The organism is Morganella morganii H1r, assembly GCF_000633515.1.
GTDB lineage: Bacteria > Pseudomonadota > Gammaproteobacteria > Enterobacterales > Enterobacteriaceae > Morganella > Morganella morganii_B.
The window spans coordinates 172,767-195,197 of sequence record NZ_AYMP01000006.1 but is presented as its reverse complement, the minus strand read 5'-3'; the positions used below and the strand labels follow the sequence as shown (position 1 = coordinate 195,197).

General features: G+C 51.5%; 23 protein-coding genes. 5 read left to right on the top strand and 18 right to left on the bottom strand.

The features are described from left to right. Positions 1-9 precede the first annotated feature (9 nt). Genes U868_RS0104150 through flgB form a run of 3 tightly spaced genes read right to left on the bottom strand, consistent with a single transcriptional unit; the run spans position 10 to position 1,654 of the window. The gene (locus U868_RS0104150; protein WP_025152184.1) at positions 10-816 is read right to left on the bottom strand and encodes a flagellar hook assembly protein FlgD; all 807 of its coding nucleotides are present in this window, start codon (positions 814-816) and stop codon (positions 10-12) included. An 11-nt stretch (positions 817-827) separates the two neighbouring features. Next, positions 828-1,232 (bottom strand): flagellar basal body rod protein FlgC, encoded by a 405-nt coding sequence (gene flgC / locus U868_RS0104145; protein ID WP_004236840.1) that lies wholly within the window; start codon positions 1,230-1,232, stop codon positions 828-830. Positions 1,233-1,237: 5 nt separating this feature from the next. Continuing rightward, positions 1,238-1,654 (bottom strand): flagellar basal body rod protein FlgB, encoded by a 417-nt coding sequence (gene flgB / locus U868_RS0104140; RefSeq protein ID WP_025152183.1) that lies wholly within the window; start codon positions 1,652-1,654, stop codon positions 1,238-1,240. A gap of 190 nt (positions 1,655-1,844) precedes the next feature. Here flgB and flgA point away from each other — a divergent pair, with 190 nt between their 5' ends. From flgA to U868_RS0104125, 3 genes are all read left to right on the top strand, one after another. Beyond that, positions 1,845-2,501, top strand: a complete 657-nt coding sequence (gene flgA, locus U868_RS0104135; protein WP_025152182.1) for a flagellar basal body P-ring formation chaperone FlgA — start codon at positions 1,845-1,847, stop codon at positions 2,499-2,501. A 114-nt stretch (positions 2,502-2,615) separates the two neighbouring features. After that, entirely contained in the window at positions 2,616-2,936 is a 321-nt protein-coding gene (gene flgM, locus U868_RS0104130; protein WP_025152181.1) for a flagellar biosynthesis anti-sigma factor FlgM, read from the top strand. After that, positions 2,929-3,369: a flagella synthesis protein FlgN gene (locus U868_RS0104125; RefSeq protein ID WP_025152180.1), complete on the top strand. Its 441-nt coding sequence runs from the start codon at positions 2,929-2,931 to the stop codon at positions 3,367-3,369. The genes flgM and U868_RS0104125 overlap by 8 nt, the downstream gene beginning before the upstream one ends. A gap of 356 nt (positions 3,370-3,725) precedes the next feature. On the opposite strand, the gene flhA is transcribed toward U868_RS0104125, so the two are convergent. Both flhA and flhB read right to left on the bottom strand, forming a co-directional pair. Next, positions 3,726-5,822, bottom strand: a complete 2,097-nt coding sequence (gene flhA / locus U868_RS0104120) for a flagellar biosynthesis protein FlhA (protein ID WP_029990639.1) — start codon at positions 5,820-5,822, stop codon at positions 3,726-3,728. Continuing rightward, on the bottom strand, positions 5,815-6,966 hold the full coding sequence (gene flhB, locus U868_RS0104115) for a flagellar biosynthesis protein FlhB (RefSeq protein WP_025152179.1): 1,152 nt from the start codon (positions 6,964-6,966) through the stop codon (positions 5,815-5,817). The genes flhA and flhB overlap by 8 nt, the downstream gene beginning before the upstream one ends. A gap of 323 nt (positions 6,967-7,289) precedes the next feature. On the opposite strand from flhB, the gene U868_RS0104110 reads away from it, so the two are divergent. Next, complete coding sequence (locus tag U868_RS0104110) at positions 7,290-7,613, top strand: DUF5339 domain-containing protein (protein WP_025152178.1); 324 nt, start codon at positions 7,290-7,292, stop codon at positions 7,611-7,613. Between the two features lie 60 nt (positions 7,614-7,673). On the opposite strand, the gene U868_RS0104105 is transcribed toward U868_RS0104110, so the two are convergent. The 4 genes from U868_RS0104105 to U868_RS0104090 are packed head-to-tail and all read right to left on the bottom strand — an operon-like array spanning position 7,674 to position 10,674. After that, positions 7,674-8,312 (bottom strand): protein phosphatase CheZ, encoded by a 639-nt coding sequence (locus tag U868_RS0104105; RefSeq protein ID WP_025152177.1) that lies wholly within the window; start codon positions 8,310-8,312, stop codon positions 7,674-7,676. Positions 8,313-8,337: 25 nt separating this feature from the next. After that, positions 8,338-8,730 (bottom strand): chemotaxis response regulator CheY, encoded by a 393-nt coding sequence (cheY, locus tag U868_RS0104100; RefSeq protein WP_004236857.1) that lies wholly within the window; start codon positions 8,728-8,730, stop codon positions 8,338-8,340. 41 nt (positions 8,731-8,771) lie between these two features. Continuing rightward, the gene (locus tag U868_RS0104095; RefSeq protein ID WP_025152176.1) at positions 8,772-9,839 is read right to left on the bottom strand and encodes a protein-glutamate methylesterase/protein-glutamine glutaminase; all 1,068 of its coding nucleotides are present in this window, start codon (positions 9,837-9,839) and stop codon (positions 8,772-8,774) included. After that, a complete protein-coding gene (locus tag U868_RS0104090) occupies positions 9,811-10,674 on the bottom strand; it encodes a CheR family methyltransferase (RefSeq protein WP_025152175.1) in 864 nt (287 codons plus the stop codon). The genes U868_RS0104095 and U868_RS0104090 overlap by 29 nt, the downstream gene beginning before the upstream one ends. On the opposite strand from U868_RS0104090, the gene U868_RS25435 reads away from it, so the two are divergent. Continuing rightward, on the top strand, positions 10,606-10,785 hold the full coding sequence (locus U868_RS25435; RefSeq protein WP_162817202.1) for a hypothetical protein: 180 nt from the start codon (positions 10,606-10,608) through the stop codon (positions 10,783-10,785). The genes U868_RS0104090 and U868_RS25435 overlap by 69 nt on opposite strands. A 9-nt stretch (positions 10,786-10,794) precedes the next feature. Here U868_RS25435 and U868_RS0104085 read toward each other — a convergent pair whose 3' ends face one another. The 9 genes from U868_RS0104085 to U868_RS0104040 form a co-directional block, all read right to left on the bottom strand. Further along, on the bottom strand, positions 10,795-12,369 hold the full coding sequence (locus U868_RS0104085; protein ID WP_025152174.1) for a methyl-accepting chemotaxis protein: 1,575 nt from the start codon (positions 12,367-12,369) through the stop codon (positions 10,795-10,797). A 111-nt stretch (positions 12,370-12,480) separates the two neighbouring features. Then, complete coding sequence (locus tag U868_RS0104080) at positions 12,481-14,166, bottom strand: methyl-accepting chemotaxis protein (RefSeq protein WP_025152173.1); 1,686 nt, start codon at positions 14,164-14,166, stop codon at positions 12,481-12,483. 95 nt (positions 14,167-14,261) lie between these two features. Continuing rightward, a complete protein-coding gene (gene cheW / locus U868_RS0104075) occupies positions 14,262-14,759 on the bottom strand; it encodes a chemotaxis protein CheW (RefSeq protein WP_025152172.1) in 498 nt (165 codons plus the stop codon). 16 nt (positions 14,760-14,775) lie between these two features. Beyond that, complete coding sequence (gene cheA, locus U868_RS0104070; RefSeq protein WP_025152171.1) at positions 14,776-16,848, bottom strand: chemotaxis protein CheA; 2,073 nt, start codon at positions 16,846-16,848, stop codon at positions 14,776-14,778. A gap of 76 nt (positions 16,849-16,924) precedes the next feature. Next, on the bottom strand, positions 16,925-17,926 hold the full coding sequence (gene motB, locus U868_RS0104065; protein WP_025152170.1) for a flagellar motor protein MotB: 1,002 nt from the start codon (positions 17,924-17,926) through the stop codon (positions 16,925-16,927). A gap of 7 nt (positions 17,927-17,933) precedes the next feature. Next, positions 17,934-18,821 carry a flagellar motor stator protein MotA gene (motA, locus tag U868_RS0104060; protein ID WP_004240017.1) on the bottom strand — a complete coding sequence of 296 codons (888 nt, stop codon included), beginning with the start codon at positions 18,819-18,821 and terminating at the stop codon, positions 17,934-17,936. Positions 18,822-18,920: 99 nt separating this feature from the next. Further along, positions 18,921-19,502 carry a flagellar transcriptional regulator FlhC gene (flhC, locus tag U868_RS0104055; RefSeq protein WP_025152169.1) on the bottom strand — a complete coding sequence of 194 codons (582 nt, stop codon included), beginning with the start codon at positions 19,500-19,502 and terminating at the stop codon, positions 18,921-18,923. Positions 19,503-19,507: 5 nt separating this feature from the next. Then, complete coding sequence (gene flhD, locus U868_RS0104050) at positions 19,508-19,861, bottom strand: flagellar transcriptional regulator FlhD (protein ID WP_025152168.1); 354 nt, start codon at positions 19,859-19,861, stop codon at positions 19,508-19,510. A 1,715-nt stretch (positions 19,862-21,576) separates the two neighbouring features. After that, a complete protein-coding gene (locus tag U868_RS0104040) occupies positions 21,577-22,272 on the bottom strand; it encodes an MgtC family protein (protein ID WP_025152167.1) in 696 nt (231 codons plus the stop codon). Between the last annotated feature and the right edge of the window lie 159 nt (positions 22,273-22,431).

Genomic DNA, 22,431 nt, shown 5'->3' with positions numbered 1-22,431 from the left:
GTTTTCTTTTTAATTTGACGGATACACTTTAAAGATTTCAGACAGCAGCACGCTGTTGCCGATGCCCACATCCAGAAGCGGTGCATCCGCTCCCGGTGTCACGCCATTCACTTTTGCGTATTTCAGTCTGACGACGCTGCTTTGCGGGATCTCTTCGCCCTTCATGGTGGCTTTGATCTCAAAGGTGTATTTACCTTTGGTATCGGCAACCAGCTCACCATTGTCATTGCGGCCGTCCCAGGTCTTGTCGTAGATGTCCGGTTTGGTTTCACCGTCAATCGTGATGGTTCTGACAATGCCTTTGTTTTTATCGCGGATGGTTATCTCAATTTTGTCTGCCGGTTTGGCGAGGAAGAAACCGAACGGCGACGATTCAAATCCGCTGCCGCTGCTGTCATCACCACCACTGTCATCCGCAAACGGGGCAATCGATGTGTCATCACCCGGCGGCGGGTTATCGGCTTTCACGCGGGTGGTACCGTCACCGGCTGGTACCAGAACCAGGTCACTGCCCGGGATCAGGACATTTTTCCCGACCAGTTGTGTCGCCTGTAATGACTGACCGGAGTTAATCTGTTTCGAAATACCGCTGACACTGTCATTCAGGCTGTTCATACTTTCCAGGGTGGCGATTTGCGCCAGCTGACTGGTCAGATCCGTGTTATCCATCGGTTTGGTCGGATCCTGGTTCTGCATCTGCGTGACAATCATCTGCAGAAAAGTATCCCGCATATCGTCACTCTGACTTTTCTGCGGCTTTTTCTGCGCATCAATGTCGTTATTGACCGGATCATTGGTGGCTGCATTAATCCCCATGACTGACTCCGTTACTGTCCGAGGGTTAAGGTTTTCTGCAGCAGCACCTTGGCGGTATTCATCACTTCCAGGTTTGCCTGGTAACTGCGGGAGGCGGAAATGGTGTTGATCATTTCACCCACGGTGTCCACATTCGGCATGCGCACATAGCCCTTTTCATCGGCCAGCGGATGTCCGGGTTTGTACTCAAGACGCGGCGGTGCCGGATCTTCGATCAACTGGCTGACTTTCACGCCGCCGATGTCATAACGCCCCTGCGGTGCGGTCTGAAATACCACCTGCTTCGCACGGTACGGTTCGCCGTCCGGCCCCGCGACACTTTCGGCGTTCGCCATATTACTGGCGCTGACGTTCAGCCGCTGGGACTGCGCGGTCAGTGCGGAGGCGGAAATATCAAAAATACTCAGTAATGCCATGGTGATTACCCTTGCTGTAAGACAGCCAGCATGCTTTTCACGCGGCTGTTAATAAAGGTCAGGTCAGCCTGATATTTCAGGGTGTTATCAGCAAACTGACTGCGTTCAACATCCATATCCACGGTATTACCGTCCATCGATGTCTGATACGGAACCCGGTATTTGAGATCAACCGCTGACGGTGTTGCGGCAGCGTGTCCGCTGATATGACCTTTCGCGGTCACCGCCATTGCCAGGCCGCCGTTTTTCACCGTGCCGTTATTCATCGCCTGTTTCAGCTGACGGCTGAAATCGATATCCCGCGCCTGATACCCGGGGGTATCGGCATTGGCAATATTGGATGCCAGGATTGTCTGACGCGTTTCCCGCAGCGAAAGCGCCTGCTGCTGAAATGCAAACGTGGCATTTAACTTATCAAGCATGTCTGCCCTCTGTTGATGTGTTACGCCTGTGGTGTGTTACGCCTGTTTTAGTGAACGGTATATTATCCGCCCCGTGAAAATCTAATGGCGGGATAAACGCGAAATAACCGACCTATTTACCGGATTCAACAACGCAGAAATTGCGTAAACTGCGGCCATCAGAAATAAACCGCCTGTGAAGGAGAAAAGTATGACATCCCGTTACCGCACCTTATTTATCAGCGTGTTACTGGTGTTTTCCGCCTCAGCACAGGCCGGATTACCGGAAGATATCAACCGTTACTTCCGCCAGCTGCATCCGGATCCCATGCAGGTGTCTGTTGAGATAAAAACCCCGATCGACCGCTGGCCCGCCTGTACAGACCCGGTTCTGCAACTGCCGGCGGGCGGACGCAACACCGGCAATGTTTCGCTGCCGGTGTTATGCGGTAAAAAGCGCACATTTATGCAACTGACCGTGAATGTTACCTGTCAGTATTACGTGGCAACCCGCCGGATTCAGCGCGGTGAGACGATTCAGTTTGTGGATATCGGCACAAAGCGCGGTTTACTCCACAAATTGCCTGCGGGCACAGTTACCGATAAAATGGCACTCCGTGGTGCCATTGCCCTGCGCAATATTGAGGCCGGACAAACCTATGCCGCCGCCATGACCCGCAAAGCCTGGGCTATAAAAGCCGGACAAAGTGTGTTTGTTATGGCGGGCGGTGATAATTTCTCGGTAAAATATGAAGGCCGTGCCATTAATAATGCCGCCGCCGGAACCACTATCCGGGTCCGGCTGGTAAATGGTCAGGTGGTCAGCGGTGAAGCCCTTGAAAACGGCAGTGTGAAAGTGTCACTGTAGTAATATGCTGAGTGATAAATTTAGTTATAAAGTTTCAGATAAGATTGCCGATAAACAATGAGCATAAGGGAGGCACCCCTCCATCTCATACAGATCGGGAAAAGGAAAACAGATATGGCAATTGAGCAAACATCCGCGATTTCAGCGCTGACCAAAGTAACTAACCGCGACCCGAAAGAGCTGACCGCGCCGGTGCGCGATAAAAAAATTCAGGCCGAAGAGACTGTCCGCGAAAGCGCATTTTCGCCGAGCGAGCTTCAGAAGCAGCTGCTTGCACCGGGTAAAAACGACATGAATGCCGCAAGAGTGGCAGAAATCAAACAGGCACTGAAAGACGGCACATTACGGATGGATGCCGGTAAAGTCGCTGACGGCCTGCTGCGTGATGCACATGAATGTATGTTATCCATGAACAGCGCCGATAAAAATGACTGATCAACTTCTGCCGCTGCTGGATCAACAACTCTCTCATTTGCAGTCACTGCATCAGGTGATGAAAAATGAAGAGTTGTTACTCGGCTACCCGCGTGTTCCGCAGTCTCCGTTTCAGGAAGCCACGGAACAAAAACGGTTTCTGGTTGCCGCTATCGGCCATAATGAAACCCGCCGTCTGGCACTTGAGCAGGAAAGCGGTCTGTGTGCGCCCTATGACAATAATGAAACCATGCACACTGTCTGGACTGCGATTAAAGACCTTATCCTCACGCTGAAAGAGATGAATTACCGCAATCATCAGATGCTGAAGCTGCATATGCAGTTTAATCAGGAACAGCTGGATTTTATGAAAAAACATAATAACCAGGCGACTTACGGCGCTGATGGTCAGGAATCCCGCACACCGGTACTCGGTAAAAAAATCTCCGTCTGATCATTAACTGCCCTCCTCCGGCAGTTAATCTCCTCTGCATAACATTCTCCTGTTTTATCATCCTGCGTTACTGCACGGTATCCTGCTGACATCACTCAGACCGGAATTTGTTCACATCATGTCTTTATTTTCCGGTAACGCCGCGCTATCCGGGGGAAACACCAATCTCCGGGGCACAACGCGGTAAGATTTTACTGATAATGTGCCGCTCAGCCCATTGACAGAGACAGCGGATATCACGGGGCGTAACGGTCTTTTACCTGAGATTCACACCCGGGGACAAAAACAGATCACTGAACATAAAAAAAGGAACCGGCCTGAGCGGGTTCCTCTTTTCATGGTTATCTTGTCCGGCCTCAGCCGCCAATCATGGAAGTCATCCGTATCTGGCGGCGATCATTCAGTTCAAGGTTGGACATCACCGCCAGCTGCGGCAGACTGCGGCGCAGGAAGCGGGACAAAATCAGACGCAGTGAATGATTGACCAGCAATACCGTTGGTGCTCCCATGGCCTCCTGGTGCTGTACCGCATTCATCGCCTGTATTTCGATATTCTGCGCCAGGTTCGGCTCCAGACCACCGCCGCTTTTCGCGGCCTGTAACAGAATCTGTTCCAGACCCGCATCAAGCCCGATAACCTGAATTTCACCGGACGAACCAAACCACTGCTGGGTGATGGCGCGGCCCAGTGCTATCCGCACCTGCGAGGTCAGAACATCGGTATCTTTCTGCTCACCATTTTCACCAACCTGCTCTGCCAGGGTTTCAATAATAGTCCGGATATCGCGGATCATGACATTTTCAGTCAGCAGGTTTTGCAGTACGCGGTGGAAAACAGTCAGTGATAACGTATCCGGGATCAGGTCATCCGCCAGCTTCGGCATCTCTTTTTTCACGCGGTCATACAGCATCTGCGCTTCCTGACGACCAAACAGATCACTGGCATATTCCAGCAGGATCTGATTAAAGTGAGTCGCCACCGCGGTACTGGCTGAGACCACCGTGTAACCCTGGATCTGAGCCTGTTCACGCAGGTCATCATCAATCCATACCGCCGGTAAACCAAATGCCGGTTCCTGTGTGGCATCCCCTTCCAGAGAGCCCGCCGCATTGCCCGGGTCGATCGCCAGCCAGCGGCCGGGCTGAGCCTCGCCGCGTCCGACTTCCGCCCCTTTGATCAGGATACGGTAGGCGGTCGGTGCCAGCTCAAGGTTGTCGCAGATATGCACCACCGGCGGCAGATAGCCGACTTCCCCGGCAAATTTTTTGCGCAGTCCGCGGATACGCCCGAGCAATTCGCCCTGCTGGTCGTTATCCACCAGCGGGATCAGCCGGTAACCGACTTCCATCGCCAGCAGGTCTTCCGCCACCACATCATCCCAGGTCGCTTCCGTGACTTTATTGGCCTCACGGAACTGCTGCGCCTGGATATTCGTGTCGGTTTCTTTGACCGGCTCCTTGCTTTTTTTCACCAGATACCAGCCGAGTGAGGCCAGCGCCACCGTGAATAACAGGAACACAAAGTTCGGCATGCCCGGGATAAGCCCCAGCAGACCGAGAACCCCGGCACTCAGCCACATCACGCGCGGGTTATTGAACAGCTGGGTGACCATCTGCTCCCCGGCATCTTCATCGGTTGCCACGCGGGTGACAATCACACCGGCTGCGGTTGAGATAATCAGTGCCGGGATCTGCGCCACCAGACCATCACCAATGGTCAGCAGGGTATACGTGCTGGCCGCATCGCCCAGCGGCATATGGTGCTGAACCACACCGACAATCAGGCCGCCGATCACGTTAATCACCATGATCATAATCCCGGCGATAGCATCACCGCGGACAAACTTACTGGCCCCGTCCATTGAGCCGTAGAAATCGGATTCCTGAGTCACTTCCGCCCGGCGGCGTTTGGCTTCTTCATCATTGATGATCCCGGCGTTTAAATCCGCATCAATCGCCATCTGTTTACCCGGCATACCGTCAAGCACAAAGCGCGCACCAACTTCAGCGATACGTCCCGCACCTTTGGTGATAACCATAAAGTTGATTAATACCAGGATGATAAAGACCACAATCCCGATGGCAAAGTTACCGCCGACCAGAAAGTGCCCGAATGCCTCCACCACCCGGCCCGCTGCGGCGGGACCGGTGTGACCGTCCATCAGGATGATACGGGTGGACGCCACGTTCAGTGACAGGCGCAGTAAGGTGGAGAACAGCAGGATAGTCGGGAATGCGGCAAAATCGAGGGTACGCCGGGTGAACATTGCCACCAGCAGCACCATAATGGACAGCGCAATATTAAAGGTAAACAGCAAATCCAGCACAAACGCCGGCAGCGGCAGTACCATCATTGACAGGATCATCAGGATGAGGACCGGCCCGGCAAGTAACTGCCATTGTGCTCCCTGCATCGTTTTCGGTAATCTCAGAAGTGCAGCCAGATTAGCCATTTCGGGTATTTTCTCCAACAAAATCAAGTGCCTTCGGCACCGGTAAATTCTTCGGTTTTTTCGGTTTCAGGCCGCCTTCACGCCGCCAGCGGCGCAGCTGAAACACCCATGCCAGCACTTCCGCCACGGCAGCATAGAGTGCAGCCGGAATTGACTGCCCCACTTCGGCATGGCGGTAAAGTGCCCGTGCCAGCGGCGGAGCCTCCAGCAGCAGAATACGGTTTTCCGCACCTATCTCTTTGATCCGCTGAGCCAGCACCCCGGCACCTTTGGCCAGCACTCTCGGCGCGGTCATTTTTTTCTCGTCATACTTCAGGGCAACGGCGTAGTGAGTCGGGTTGGTCACAATCACATCCGCCTGCGGCACATCCGCCATCATGCGGTTACGCGCCATGGCGCGCTGCTGCTGACGGATTTTGGCTTTTATCTGCGGGTCACCCTCCTGCTGTTTAAATTCATCCTTGATTTCCTGGCGGCTCATCCGCAGCTTTTTCAGGTGCGAACGGAGCTGCCAGAACACATCAAACGCCACCATCGGGATCAGCATAAAGATGATCAGATAACCGGCAAAAATTACTTTCTGCATGGCGTTCGTCATTGCTGTTGCCGGCGATTCCATCGCCAGATGCAGCAATGACGGCCACGCCTGCCATAAAAAAATCCATGCGCCCAGACCAATCAGCAGTGATTTAAGAATCGCCTTGAAGAGTTCGGCCAGCACATTCATGGAAAAAATACGTTTAAAGCCCTTCAGCGGGCTCAGTTTTGTCAGGTCAAACCTGATGGATTTGGTGTTAAACGCCAGCCCGCCGACCAGCGCCGAGGCGGAAATACCCACCAGTGCCAGTCCGCCGACAACCGGCAGCAGGGCAAACAAAGATTCACCAAGCACTTTGCCGAGAAAACTCAGCATCAGCCCCGGGTTCTGCAGATAAAAGTTATCGAAGATAAATCCCTGACGAAAAATACCGCGCAGCTGTTCCGCCAGATGACCGCCGCTTAACCACAGCAGACTGACACCCGCCAGCATCATCATCAGTGAACTGAGTTCTTTGGAGCGGACAATCTGTCCGTCTTCTTTGGCTTTCTGTTTTTTATGGGGGGTGGGTTCTTCTGTTTTTTCTACATCACTTTCATCAGACACACACGCCTCCGCCGTCTGCCGGGATTTTGCTTATGGCTATAGCATGACAGAGTGCGGAAAATTCAATGGTGGAAAATGACCGGTCTTAACGGTGTAATTCCCTGATTAAAGCAGGAGTGACGGATTTATCAGCAGAAAATCACTCAGTGACACCTGCGGACAGTGGTCCGCAACGCAATATCGTCAAATAACGCCGCTGAACCTGATGAAAGCCCGTATTTCGCACGGCGTGTTAAATTAGGAACAATTCCGATAGGCAGGTATTACCGGTACTTTATAATTTGCCACTGTTTTATTCCACGATAATCACAAGGTACTCACTGATGAAAAAAACTATTTTAGCCTGCTCTCTGGGTTTAATGGCTCTGGCTCTGACAGCCTGTTCCGGCGAAGAAAAATCAGCATCATCTGTTCCGGGTGCAACTGAAACCTGTAACAAATACTTTGCTGAAGTCGATGATTTAATGAAGAAAGCAACCGAAAAAGCCGGTAATAACGAATCGGTTAAAGCGCAGTTAGAACCGATGATCAAGCAGTATGAAGATGCGAAAAAACAAATCGCAGCAATGCCTGCTGACCAGCAGGATGCCGCATGTAAAGCCGGCAGCGAAGCAATGGCTCAGGTTAAGCAGGCAATGGGTCTCTGATTTCCGTTGTAACGGACTGACAGATCTGAACCGCGGCGTCCCTGCTGCGGTTTTTTTATATCAGAAACCGAGCTCGTCGAGCAGGTCATCAACCTGTGACTGTGATGCCATCACGTTTGTCCCTTTCGGATCAATCTGCGGTCCGTTTTTCAGACTGTCGGCCGGATGTTTTGCACGGATTTCTGCCGGGGTGTTTTCCATCAGCAGAAACAGCAGCTGTTTCTCTGTTTCTTCCACCACTTCCATCATTTTTTTCACAACCTGACCGGTCAGATCCTGGAAATCCTGTGCCATCATAATTTCCAGCAGCTCACTTTTGGTCACCGCACTGCCGTCAATCACCCGGCGGATAAAGGCCAGGGTGGATTCCTGCAGGGCCGGATCGACCTCCGCTGACGGACAGGATTGCCAGCGCGCCTGTAAATCCAGCGCGTCCTCGTGCATTTTTACCTGTAACGGCTTGATAGTATCGATACCGTTGAGCGTCTTTTCCGCCGCCTGTGCGGTCATCTGAGCGATGTAACGCAGTCTGTCTTTTCCGTCCGGAATTGTCGCGACCGCCTGCTGCACGCCCTTTTCTAATCCCAGTTCACGCATGCTTTCTCTTAACATCCTCGTTAAAAAACCAACCCGGGTGATGATCTGTTTTAAGTCATCATCACTGTTTTTGTTTCTGTCCGTTGATTTATTTTCCGTCATCCTGCTTTCCTTCTGCTGAAGCCCCTCAGTTCAGACCCATCTTTTCGAAGACTTTATTCAGTTTTTCCTCGAGGATCGCGGCGGTGAACGGTTTGACAACATAACCGCTGGCACCGGCCTGAGCGGCGGCAATAATATTTTCTTTTTTCGCTTCGGCAGTCACCATCATGACCGGGATGTGTTTGAGCGCATCATCCGCACGGATGGTTTTCAGCAGCTCCAGCCCGTCCATGTTCGGCATGTTCCAGTCCGCCACCACGAAATCAATCTGACCCGCACGGATTTTCTCCAGCGCATCCACACCGTCTTCCGCCTCTTCAATTTTGTTGTAGCCCAACTCTTTTAAGAGGTTACGCACGATACGGCGCATGGTGGAAAAATCATCAACTACCAGAAAATTCAAATCTTTAGCGGCCATAACCACTCCTGCAACAATACAATGAATAATTGCCGGTTCCGTCAGGCGGAAACGGCAGCAAGCCTGCCCAGCACACTGGGGGCAATTTTGACGAGATCCTGAATTTCATCGACCGCATTCAGTTCAATCGCCGCTCTCGGCATACCGAAAACCACACAACTGCGCTCATCCTGGGCATAGGTGACCGCGCCTTTCTGCCGCAGATTCAGCATGCCGCGCGCACCGTCCATCCCCATACCGGTCAGCAGGACCGCGATACATTTGCGGGCGGCACACTCAGCCACGGAGTCAAACAGCACATCCACAGACGGACGGTGACGGTTGACCGGCGGTGTCTGCTGAAGCACCACCTGGTAACCCTGGCCTTTATCCGTGATCAGCATATGGGCATCACCCGGCGCAATGTAGGCATGCCCTTTGAGCAGCACATCACCGTGTTCCGCCTCTTTTACCGTCAGCGCACAGAGCTTGTTCAGGCGCTCGGCAAATGAACGGGTAAACCCGGCCGGCATATGCTGGGTGATCACCACCGGCGGACACTCCGGCGGCAGCATCTCCAGAAACTGACGGATAGCCTCGGTACCGCCGGTCGATGCCCCGACCGCAATCAGGCGGTTATGGCAAACGTACGATGACAGCGGCTTGCTGAGAGCCGCCGGTGCGGCCGTCACTTTTTCCTGACGGCGGAAGCGGTTACTCTGCGTGACTTTTGACATCGCTGCCGCCCGGATTTTTTCACCGATAAGATCGCGGTAACTCATCATGGTTTCGCGGATCCCGATCTGCGGTTTGGTGACAAAATCCACCGCGCCCAGTTCCAGCGCTTTCAGCGTCACTTCCGAGCCTTTGGACGTCAGTGTGGAGACCATCACCACCGGTACCGGGTGCAGGCGCATCAGTTTTTCCAGAAAATCGATACCGTCCATCCGCGGCATTTCCACATCCAGCGTCACCACATCCGGTTCATGCTGTTTAATCAGATCACGCGCAACATACGGATCCGGTGCCACATCCACCACGGTCATATCCGGATGGCTGTTAATAATTTCACGCATTAACTGGCGCATCAGCGCCGAGTCATCAACGCAAAGCACTTTTATTTTTTTCATCACTTCTCCCGGCCGCCTGAATGCTGTAAACGGTCTGTCCTCTGATGACATAACGCGAAGATAACTGTGATAAGTTCTCCGAGTGTCCGATAAACAGCAGCCCGTCCGGCTTCAGTAGCGGAACAAAACGTTCCAGTAGTTGTTTCTGCATATCCTTATCGAAATAAATCATGACATTACGACAAAATATGGCATCGAACTGTCCCTGAAACTGCCAGTCGTTGTCCGTCAGATTCAGATAACGGAAATCAATCATCCGGCCGAGCGCCGGTTTCACCCGGGCATAGCCTTCATATTCCCCGACCCCTTTCATAAAATAGCGCTGACGCTGAAGGGCGTTGAGGTTTTTCAGCTCTTCGATACGGTAAACACCCTTGCGGGCCTTCTCCAGAACTTCGGTATCGATATCACTGGCGATCACTTTGGCATTCATGGCGTTCGCACCGAGAACATCACTGAGTGTCATGGCGATCGAATACGGTTCTTCCCCTGTCGACGCCGCCGCACACCAGATAGTGACCGGCTGGTTACGGCGGGGACGGATAAAGTCAGTCAGTGTCTGAAAGTGATGCGGCTCCCGGAAAAATGCGGTTAAATTGGTGGTCATTGCGTTAATAAATGCCTGCCATTCCGGATGCAGCGGCTCCCGTTCCAGCAAACGCAGGTACTCGGCGAATGTGCTCATATTGCAGTCTCTGAGCCGCTTTAACAGGCGGTTGTAGACCATATTCTTTTTATTCATGCTAAGGACGATGCCTGACTTTTTATGAATAAACCGGCACACCCGACCAAACTCATCATCTGTGAGTGGTTCTATCTGTGGCGCAAAAAGCATCGTACTTGTTGTCCTTTCGGTAAAAACGATTCACTGACAGTCTTCGGTACAAACAGATCGGTTACCCGCCTGCCACCGGCGTCTGCGATACGAACCGGCGGCAGGCGGTGATCAGGACTGTCAGCCGGCAAAGCCGGACTGAGTGCCCCTGTTATCCGGCAGCTCAAAGAAAGCGACCGTGCTGACCAGGTTGTTCGCCTGATCTTCCAGTGCGGCTGTTGCACCCGTTGACTGCTCAACCAGTGCGGCGTTCTGCTGGGTCACCAGATCCATCTGGCTGACGGCGGTTGCCACCTGCTCGATACCACGGCTCTGCTCGTTGGAGGCAGACGCGATTTCGCTCATCAGTTCCGTCACCCGGTTCACCGCAGTGACCAGTTCTTCCATTGTTTTACCGGCGCTGTCCACCAGTTGCGTTCCCTGACCGACGCGGTCAACCGACTCATCAATCAGGGACTTAATCTCTTTCGCGGCTTCCGCACTGCGCTGTGCCAGCGCACGCACCTCACCGGCGACCACGGAGAATCCGCGCCCCTGCTCACCGGCACGGGCGGCTTCCACAGCGGCATTCAGTGCCAGGATGTTAGTCTGGAAGGCAATACCGTCGATAACACTGATAATGGCGCTGATCTTCTGCGAACTGTTGGCAATCGAGGTCATAGTTTCGATCACGCTGTCGGTGATCTGACCACCGCGGCTCGCGGTTTTCGAGGCCGTCACCGCCAGCTCACTGGCCTGACGCGCGTTATCAGCATTCTGTTTCACTGTTGCTGTCAGTTCTTCCATGCTGGCGGCAGTTTCTTCCAGTGATGCAGCCTGCTGTTCTGTCCGCGATGATAAATTATTATTACCCAGGGCAATCTCGCGAATTCCGGTATACATCTGGTCTGTATTCAGGCGAACGTTTGAGACAGATTCTGCCAGTGATTCCTGCATCAGCTTAAGCTGGCCGAATACCACGCCGATTTCGTCGCGGGTGGTCACTTCTATCTTCTGGTTCAGTTTGCCCTGTGCCACCTGCATAAAATGCTCACTCATACTGGTGAGCGGGTTGATCACTTTGTGACGCATCCAGAAATGCGCGAGGCCGGAAATCAGCAGAATGGTGGCGGTCACCGCGAAGAACATGATCCATGCCAGCCGGTTATAGAAGGTGCCTGACTCAATCGCACTGCGGCTCTCTTCATCCAGCAGGGCCAGATAGTCATTCACCACCGCGCCCATTCTGTCCTGATACATCTGGGTCGGGTGTTCCACATATGCAGGGATATTGGCGTGATCAATGTAACCGCGCAGTTCTTTGATCACGCCAAGGTAAGACTGGTACTGCTCCTCAATACCGGCAAAATCCTCTTTGTCACTGAGGACCGGCTGAGATTTGAAGTTGCTGTAATCTTCCACCGCTTTCTCCAGCAGCAAATCAAACGCCGCTTTAACCCGGCGGATATCGCTCTCTTCAGAACCGACTTTGATATGAACAACAACCTGGGTAAGCAGATTACGGGCCTGCATCAGATCTTCATAAGAAGACACCAGCAATGCCCGTTTTTTTGAGCCGAGATCGACCCGTTCCAGTGACGATAATTCAGATGAAACAATCCCCAGCGATAATCCGCTGGACACTATCTGCATGCCGCAAAAGAAAATAAGCAACAGATATAAACTGACAGAAATCCGTATTCTCTTACCAAACATATGCTATCCCCACTGCGTCCGGCCGGGCTCACCTGCTTCGGTTATTGTTATCGCTGTGATGCACAAAAGCGCCGTCAGGTTTCCCTGACAGCGCAAGGCGAAGACGCGTCGTTAAAAAGTTTCCCAATTGTCATCATCTTGATGATTCTTCGATGATATTTTGCTGAGATCCGGGGTTTTCACGACATTGGAAATCGTTCTTGCCGCCGGTTCAGTGTGTTTATCGTCCTTGTGTTTCAGGGCCGGTAAGCGGAAAATGGCTATCAGTTGTGACAGTTTTGCCACCTGTTCTTCCAGCACATTTGCCGCCACCGCAGACTGCTCAACCAGTGAGGCGTTCTGCTGCGTCACCTTGTCCATTTCAGCAACTGCAATACTGACCTGTGAAATACCTTTGCTCTGCTCATCGGATGCGGTGGCAATATGGGCCATAATGTCGGTAACGCGGGTAACGGATTCCACGATTTTGGTCATGGTTTCACCGGCATCTTCTGCCTGACGGGCGCCGGTTCCGGTACGGGATACCGAGTCTTCGATGAGGATTTTGATCTCTTTTGCCGCATCGGCGCTGCGCTGCGCCAGGTTACGGACTTCATCCGCCACCACGGCGAAACCACGGCCGTGTTCACCGGCACGGGCAGCCTCAACCGCCGCATTCAGTGCCAGAATGTTGGTCTGGAACGCAATGCTGTCGATAACGGCAGTGATATCAGAAATTTTCTGTGAACTGTCAGCGATATTCAGCATGGTATTCACCACATTGGATACCACTTTGCCGCCTTCACGGGCAATCTCGGACGCCTGACCGGCGAACTCACTGGCCTGATGGGCATATTCGGTGTTCTGTTTCACCGTTGCGGTCAGCTCTTCCATGCTGGCAGCGGTCTCTTCCAGACAGGCAACCTGCTCCTGGGTACGGGCAGACAGATCATTGTTGCCGGCGGCGATTTCGCTGGTACCCTGATAGATGTTTTCACTGCCGTCGCGCACACCGCGCACCGTATTAATCAGCTCCTGCTGCATGTGCTGCACACCGCGGCCCAGATCGGCGATTTCATTTTTACCGTTCACCGCGACTGTCGGAGTCAGGTCACCGGCAGCAAAGATTTTGATGCGATCAACCAGACCATTGAGCGGGAGAATAATACCGCGCTGTACATAGCGGTAACTGATAAGACTGATCAGCGCGAGGATAACAGCCAGAATAATCAGCATATACAGGGATTCACTGAAGTTATCTTCCGCATTCTGCACTTCCCCGCGGAACGCCACCGAAATGCTGTCGAAATATGAATTAAACTGCTCTTCGAACTTCATCTGATAGCCGGATGTGGCATAGGTGTAGAACTGTTCCAGCTGATCTTCCCGGACATAGGACATCAGCCGGGTCAGTGCATTACGGTAGGTTTCATAGGTGGAGAGCAGCTTTTCAAACTTTGCCTTGTCGTAACTGGTGCCCTCCATCATTTTCATATAGCGGGCATACGCGGCATCTGCATCCGCTAACTGACGGGTGGCCTGTTTGATCAGCTCATCCGGGGTGGCATCGTCTTTAAAGGTGTGCTCTCTGAGCAAAAAGCCGTTTGCCGCCCGGTTTAAATTGGCGCGGGCCTGGATCAGGTTAACCCAGCTCTGGGTAAGCACCTGTCTCTGACTCTGGAGCGAGTCCAGAAAGTGAATACTGTCGCGGTTTTCACCCAGTTTGCTGAACATCAGCCCGCTGGATGCCAGCTGTAACAGTACAAATATAAGAATAACGGATAAAAGCCCTGATACAATTTTAATTCTGCTATACATAATTTTCTACTGGCATAGTGTTATTGTCTTTTTGATATCGGTCACGCGACAAAAAACTTTAGTGATGGATTAACCAAAACTATCTGGCTGAATTATCATTCAGCCATGCTGTCGATGAGTGCCATTTCCTCACTGGAAAGCAGCTTTTCGATATCCACCAGAATCAGCATCCGGTCACCGATAGTGCCCAGGCCGGTCAGGTAACGGGTCGATAAAGTGACCGCGAAATCCGGTGCCGGGGCAATCTGCTCATCTTTGAGCACCAGTACGTCAGACACGCCGTCCACCACAATTCCCACCACGCGATCTTTCAGATTGACCACAATCACCACGGTGTTGTCGTTGTATGTGACGTTCTGATGGGAGAATTTCACGCGCAGATCAATAATCGGGATAATCACGCCGCGTAAGTTGGTGACACCCTTGATAAAATCCGGGGTATTCGCGATACGGGTGACCTGCTCATAACCACGGATTTCCTGTACTTTCAGGATCTCAATGCCGTACTCTTCTTCGCCCAGGGTAAAAATCAGATACCCTTCGCCGTTTTTCTCTTCATCGAGTTTGTTTAAATCTTCATCCATCATCGACATGGTTATTTACCTTTGTTTATTGCATCACAACGTGTGACGTGTTCAGTTTTTTTTGGCACAAAATTTCGTTGTTCATCCGCTGTAATTCCGCCACATCAATAATCAGTGCAACAGAACCATCGCCCATAATGGTGGCGGCAGAGATCCCCGGGATTTTGCGGTAATTACTTTCCACATTTTTCACCACCACCTGCTGCTGCCCGATCAGTCTGTCCACCAGCAGGGCGTAACGGTTACCGGCGTTCTGTACAATCAGGGCGATACTTTTCGCCAGATCACGCTCCGCCTCTTCAATGCCGAAGACCTGATGCATTTCCACCAGCGGCAGATATTCGCCGCGCACCAGCAGCATTTTTTCCTCACCGGCAAGGCGGTAAATGTCTTCCTGACGCGGCTGAAGTGTGCTGATAATGGCACTGAGCGGAACAATAAAGACATCATCCGCCACTTTGACGGACATACCGTCGAGGATAGCCAGGGTCAGCGGCAGCAGGATCCGGGTCACGGTGCCGCGTCCTTCGGTGAAACCAATCTGAATGCGGCCTCCCATGTCCTGAATATTTCGTTTCACCACATCCATCCCCACACCACGTCCTGACACATCGGTGATCACTTCGGCGGTGGAGAAACCCGGCGCCATAATCAGCATCGCGATTTCATCGTTGGTCATGTTGTCGTGCACATCCATGCCCTGCTGGCGCGCCTTGGCCAGGATCCGTTCCCGGTTCAGACCGGCCCCGTCATCCCGCACTTCAATGCAGATATTGCCGCTCTGGTGTTCAGCCGCCAGGGTCAGAGTCCCGGCTTCCGGTTTGCCGTTTGCCGCGCGGACGTCCGGTTTCTCAATACCGTGGTCAAGACTGTTACGCACCAGGTGGGTCAGCGGGTCGATAATCCGCTCGATCAGGCTCTTATCAAGTTCTGTAGAACTGCCTTCCACTTTCAGCTCGATTTTCTTATTCAGTTTTGAGGCGATATCGCGCACCATGCGCGGGAAGCGGCTGAAGACATAATCCATCGGCATCATACGGATAGACATGACAGATTCCTGCAGCGCCCGCGAGTTGCGCTCCAGCTGGACAATCGAACTGAGCAGATCCGCATATTCGGTCTGATCCACCTGCTGACTGTGCTGGGTCAGCATTGACTGGATAATCACCAGCTCACCGACGAGGTTGATCAGCTGATCCACCTTCTCCACCGCCACACGGATACTGCCGCTGTCACCTTTATTTTTTGCCGCCGCAGCCGGTGCTTTACGGACTGCCGGGGCAGATGACGGCGCGGCTGCAGGTACCGGTGCGGTAACCGGCGTACTGACAGTTTCCGCTGCCGGCTCTGCCGGGGTGCTGTCTGCGGCCAGCATGGCGCTTAATTCGGCTGCCGGGGTTTCCTCATACGCAATCTGCGACTCATCCACCACAAAGCAGAGCACGCCGCTGATATCATCAATTGCGGTATTGGTGCCCAGCCAGACTTTCAGGGTATCGGTGCCCTGTTCGGTTTTGTATACCGTGCCGAACAGTGACAGCTCATCAGCCAGCAGAGCGACCTCGCTCTCCTTTAACTTACTGAGTGTAAAAGTGAAATGATGTGAAAAGCCGGTTTCCGGTGCTGTGCTGTTCTCTTCTGACGCAACAGTATTCTCTGCGGCTTCACTGACCGGTTCCGGTGCCGTGGTTTCCGTGACAACGGCGTTATCCGCCACACTCTGCTCCACATGCCCCAGCACTTCACAGATACGGTTAAAACTTTCTTCATCCGGTAATGTGTCGCTCTTATAGGCATCCAGCTGTGAGCCCATCACATCTTTGGTATCAAGGAAGACATCAATGATATCCGGCGTCAGCGTCAGCTCATCATGGCGGGCTTTATCAAGCAGGTTTTCCAGGGTGTGTGTGGTTTTCTGCAACAGCGTGAATCCGAATGTTGCCGCGCCACCTTTAATGGAGTGCGCGCTGCGGAAGATAGCATTGAGCTGTTCACTGTCCGGATCCCGGGGATCAAGCTCCAGCAGGTGCTGTTCCATATCCCGGAGCAGCTCGTCGGCTTCATCGAAGAACGTTTGATAAAACTCGGTTATATCCATCGCGGTTATCCAATTTTTTTCTTGTGTTACGGCTGACAGGTACTGCCGGCGATCCGGCAGTACCTGTCCATCCTGTTTATTGTGTTATCTCTGCCGCCGCAGCGCTGTTCTGCGGCGGTGTCTGATCCGGTACCGCCGGTTCCGGCACCCTTTCCGGCGGGATCTCCGGCGGAGCCGGTATCTCTGTATGCGGTGCCGGTAACTGCTTCAGCTGCTGTAAATCGGTAATGGGAACAGCCCCCTCGTATTCATGGAGAATATTTTCCATCTCTGACTCATTCAGAACGATGATACTTATGCGGCGGTTCACCGGCGCAAGCCCGTCGTTTTTATCCAGATGGATAGAGGATGCCATCCCGACCACCCGCAGAATTTTGTTTTCGGCCATACCACCGCGTACCAGTTCACGGCGCGAGGCATTAGCACGTTCGGCGGACAGTTCCCAGTTGCTGTAATTGCCGCCGTTGGCATACGGCAGGTCATCGGTGTGACCGGAAATGCTGATACGGTTCGGTACATCATTGAGGATCGGTGCGATAGCGCGCAGAATGTCCCGCATATACGGTTCAACATGAGTGGAGCCGACCATAAACATCGGGCGGTTGGCACTGTCGACAATCTGGATGCGCAGCCCGTCATCGGTGGTATCAATCAGCAGGTGCGGTTTCAGTTCATTCAGACGCGGGTCTTTGAGAATCGCCTGTTCCAGATCCTGTTTCAGTTTCTCAAAACGACCTGTTTCATCCTGTCCCTGCTCCTCCTGCATACTGTCCGGGTCCGGCAGGGTGTCACCGTCTTTATAAATGATGTCTTTGCCGCCGCCCGGAATCGGGTTGGTGGCATCCCCGGTTTTTGTTCCCGGATTAATGGCGGTTTTCAGCGGGGTGCGAAAGTATTCCGCAATCTGCGTCAGTTCCTGCGGGCTGGAAATAGAAATCAGCCACATCACCAGGAAGAACGCCATCATGGCCGTCATAAAGTCAGCGTAAGCAATCTTCCATGACCCGCCGTGTCCGCCGCCGTGCCCGTGACCGCCCCGCTTTTTAACGCGGATAATATGCGTATTGCCCGGTTTCATTGTCGGTTTACTCCCCGTCCTGTGCTTCGGTACGGTGGCTGACTTTTACTTCACGGACTTTATCTTCCAGCTCGGTAAAGGACGGGCGATCGGCGCTGAACAGGACTTTACGACCGAATTCAACCGCGATTTGCGGCGGATAACCCTGTAAAGAGGAAAGGAAAGTGACTTTGATGCATTCCAGCATTTTCAGCTGTTCACCGCTGCGCAGGCGGATCAGTGACGCCAGCGGCAGAATAAAGCCGTACGCGACAAGAATACCGAGGAATGTCCCGACCATCGCATGTGCAATCAGCGCCCCCAGCTCACCGGCCGGACGGTCAGCGGAACCCAGCGCATTCACCACCCCGAGAACGGCGGCGACAATACCGAATGCCGGCATGGAATCCCCGACCATATTCAGGCCGGAAGCAGGTACTTCGCTCTCCTGACGGAAGGTTTCCAGCTCTTCATCCATCAGGGCTTCGATTTCATGGCTTTGCAGATTACTGGTGATCATCAGACGCAGATAATCCACCAGAAACATCAGTGCTGCAGGGTCTTTAAGAATGCGCGGGTACTGGGAAAAAATATCGCTTTCCTGCGGGTTTTCAATATCTTTTTCCAGGGCAAGCAGCCCCTGCTGGCGGGATTTATTGAGTAACTGGAACAACAGCGCCATCAGATCCATTGACATCGCTTTGTTGTAGGAGGAGCGCCGGAACAGACGCGGCAGCACTTTACCCAGGGCAACAATGGATTTCCCGCTGTTACCGACGACAAATGCACCAAAACCGGCACCTAAAATAATAACAAATTCAGCGGGTTGATAAAGTGCGCCCATATGGCCGCCAACCATCAGATAGCCGCCGATGACCGTGCCCGTAACAATGATGTATCCGATGAGTATTAACACACTATTCCCTTTAACTCAGTTAGGTATCGGATGGCTGTCAAAGGGAATTTTCAGGAAAGACAGGCAAAACGGGTTTGCCTGTTTACCAACTCAATCCGGTCACATTACCGCTTTGGCAATGCCATCCTCTCGATATAGCGTAATATCGGCGGGAAGCGCGGAAAGTTTACGTTTTTTTATTGCCCGTGACGGCGGCTGGCACAAACTGCAGGTAAAGCTGTTTTCGGGGATATGAGCGTAGGTGATAAATGACCCGCTGCAGCAACTGCAGACAGAACGCTGCAGCATACCGCTCTCCACAAAACGCACCAGCGTCCAGGCACGGGTCAGCGCCAGTAGCGGCTCTTCACCGGGAACCGGCGGACACTGCTCCAGGTAGAGCCGGTACGCCTTTACTATCACATCAACACCGGAGCACTGTCCGCTGTTCATCAGAAACTCGTAAGCGTTATAAAACATGGAGGCATGAATATTTTGCTCCCATGTCATAAACCAGTCGGTGGAAAACGGCAGCATGCCTTTCGGGGGCGGGCATCCGCGCAGCTCTTTGTACAGACGGATCAGGCGTCCGCGGCTGATTTGTGTTTCACTTTCCAACATCTGAAGACGAGCACCCAGAGAGATTAATTCCATCGCGAGACGGATATCCTGAGCCTCTTTGATGATACTTTTTTCGGCCATGATACTTATCTTTTTCTTGCGTGTGAGTCAGTGCCAGCCGCGCCGTGCGTTTGCAGCAGGCGGGTTGACAGTAAAATTCCGGTATGAACCTGTTGTAGTTCATCCACGCGGGAATCACGTGTGAGTTTTTCAATAGTGTCGCTGCTTTCAAATCTGAACTGACAGATTAGCTGGTTGGTTTCCGCTAATTTGACCAATTGAGAGAGCGTAAGGTTTGCTAACGTAGTTGCCATTGCATCGTTAATGCCTAAGCGGAACATGGCAGAAGCTTTTTCCTGAGCGATAAGTTTTTGGGCTAACAGCAGGTATGAGAGGTTAATATCATAAATATGCTTCAGAAAATCAGTCGTCTGGCTCATTTTTTTTCCTTTCCGAATATCAGCAGCATCAAAGTACAGCAGAAACTATCTCCGGCGCTGTGTGATACCGGAGATCCTGTTTTACGTAATGTTATAAATACCGGAGAAGCTCATTCCATTGTTTACTGCCAATCCATATAAATATCCGGCATGCGTGCGAAACACACAAAAGTAAACTTAAATTAAATGCATATCAGGAATACCTGTAAACAATAAAAGTAACGATTAAAATCAGCATCAGCTTATTTAATGTCTGAATCATCTTATATCATTTATAGACGTTATTTATTATGCACCACAAATTTAACTATTCAAGCCACTGATGTTTGTTTTTGGCTGATAAAGATAAACATCCCAGTATGCATTAGTACAATTTTACTATTAATTATATTTTGTCTCACCATATCCCAAATACTCACCGCATTTATAACTCCCATAAGCTAAATGCCAATAATCTTCAGGTAAATATGACTCAAAATGTGTGTGTCTCAAGTCCATTGCACCAATCACATAATGTACGGATATATATTGATTCAGATCAATGTACTTTATTAGGAAACTCCGTCTTACACCATTCAGAATGAGAACACATGGTAAAAATAGCGGTATAAAACACTTTTTTTCCACGGGGATGGTGATATAACGTGCGATTTAGTCCTTTTTTGTACGGTTTATGATAAGAATATAACAAAGTGTAACTGCGGGCATGACATGATACCCCGGCGGATCAATGTTTAGTTATTTTTAACAAAAAACAGACATTCCGGACATCAAAACATAAAATTATCTAATGTTGGCGCGGGTTATTTATTCGGCAGGAAGACAACTGAAGATTAAATGAATTTAATTTATTTTTCCGATTTTCTATTCTCGTTCCTCTTTATTTCTTATTAAAAATAATGTCTCTTTCTTTTTATATGCTCACTTATTTGTCTTTACGGAGCGGATAAGGTTATGTATATACGTCCGGCGGATACTTTTATAAACTCAGCGGCCTCTCTGATACGCTGGTTGCTGTTCTGAAAAACACATTAACACCCTGCTGTCACCGAAATGACATCATGCCATCACAATCCCGGTATTTTCCTATTAGCACAGTCGTTAATTAAATGTAGCATTGCTTTGTGCGGTCATCTCTGAAGTAATACCCATAAGTATAGTAACTTATAGTTACTATATACTTTTTTTTTTACAAATTAGAAGTGTACTGCGGCTGAGTACGAATTTTGAGTAATCATTTCACGCTATCCAGCCCGGCAGAACGGTGCATTTTATTCCCCGGGTCTGAAGACCGGTACGCAGATCAAAATTTGCGATTTCGCGCTTTTTATACTGACACCTGCTGATGGCAGGAATGTTACCGGGTTGTGACTGTCATCACATTTAATTGCTGTTTTTCTGAAAACTTTCTTAAATCCGGGCCGATACTGATAACAGAAATCACGCTCTCCGTCCCGGGATCCCGCTTTACGGTCACAAAAAATTCTTTGTAGTGTGACACGGAAAAGGTATTTTCCATCACGCGGAAAACTGAGAATTTGGTGCTTTATTCTTAAAATGAGTAAAAAACACCGCGTCTTCCCCATCAAAAAATATTACTAAATATAAATATTCTGTTGATACACAGAATAAAGCCGGTGGATTATCCACCGGCACAAAGCTTAAGATTTTATTAAAATAATTCCTCTGTTCACTGAGCAGTGTACAAAAAATCCTCAGACCGGCAGTTCAGACGCAATCATCCAGTTGACCGCACTGACACTTCTTTCCAGACTGACCCGGCAGACAATACCTTCTATCTCCTTCTGCTCCGCCGGTGTGGCACGGACTTCCGCACACACTTCCAGCTTTCCGCCGGACGTATCCGCACTGCTGAGTGAATGCAACCTGACATGTGAACCATTCAGTGCCTGGAGGATCACCGTTCTGACCAGAATCTCATCTTTTTCATTGCAGACGGCACGGATTTTATAGTCCTGCACCAGATCCGTGGCGTGAATAACCGGCCGGGCATTGATGCGCTGTGCGGCTTCGCGCAGCAAAATATTGGCACATAAGATAACCAGTGCCGCCGTCACTGCCGGACCGAATTCGCCCAGCCCGCACAACACACCAATACCGGCTGAGCACCATAACGTTGCCGCAGTATTCAGTCCGCGGATATTCATGCCTTCACGCATAATCACCCCGGCCCCGAGAAAACCGATCCCGGAAACCACCTGTGCGGCAATACGCCCCGGGCTGTCCGGTGATGTGGTCACCGAACTTAAGATAAATACAGCGGCACCTACTGCTACCAGTGCATTGGTGCGCAGACCGGCCATCCGCTGACGCCACTGACGCTCCGCGCCGATCAGTGCGCCAAGAGCCAGCGCCGCCAGTAAATTGAGTAAATAAGGAATTGCAAACATAGTAACCTCCACCCGAAAGACGCCATGGCGTCAGGTGTTAACAGCAGAAAACGTAAAAATAACTGAAAATTCTGCTCAGTAACCGGGAGGAAAGAGTGCGTGAGAAACAATAAACATACTGCATACCTGTTGCAGTGATACGACCGGGAACCGGTGGAT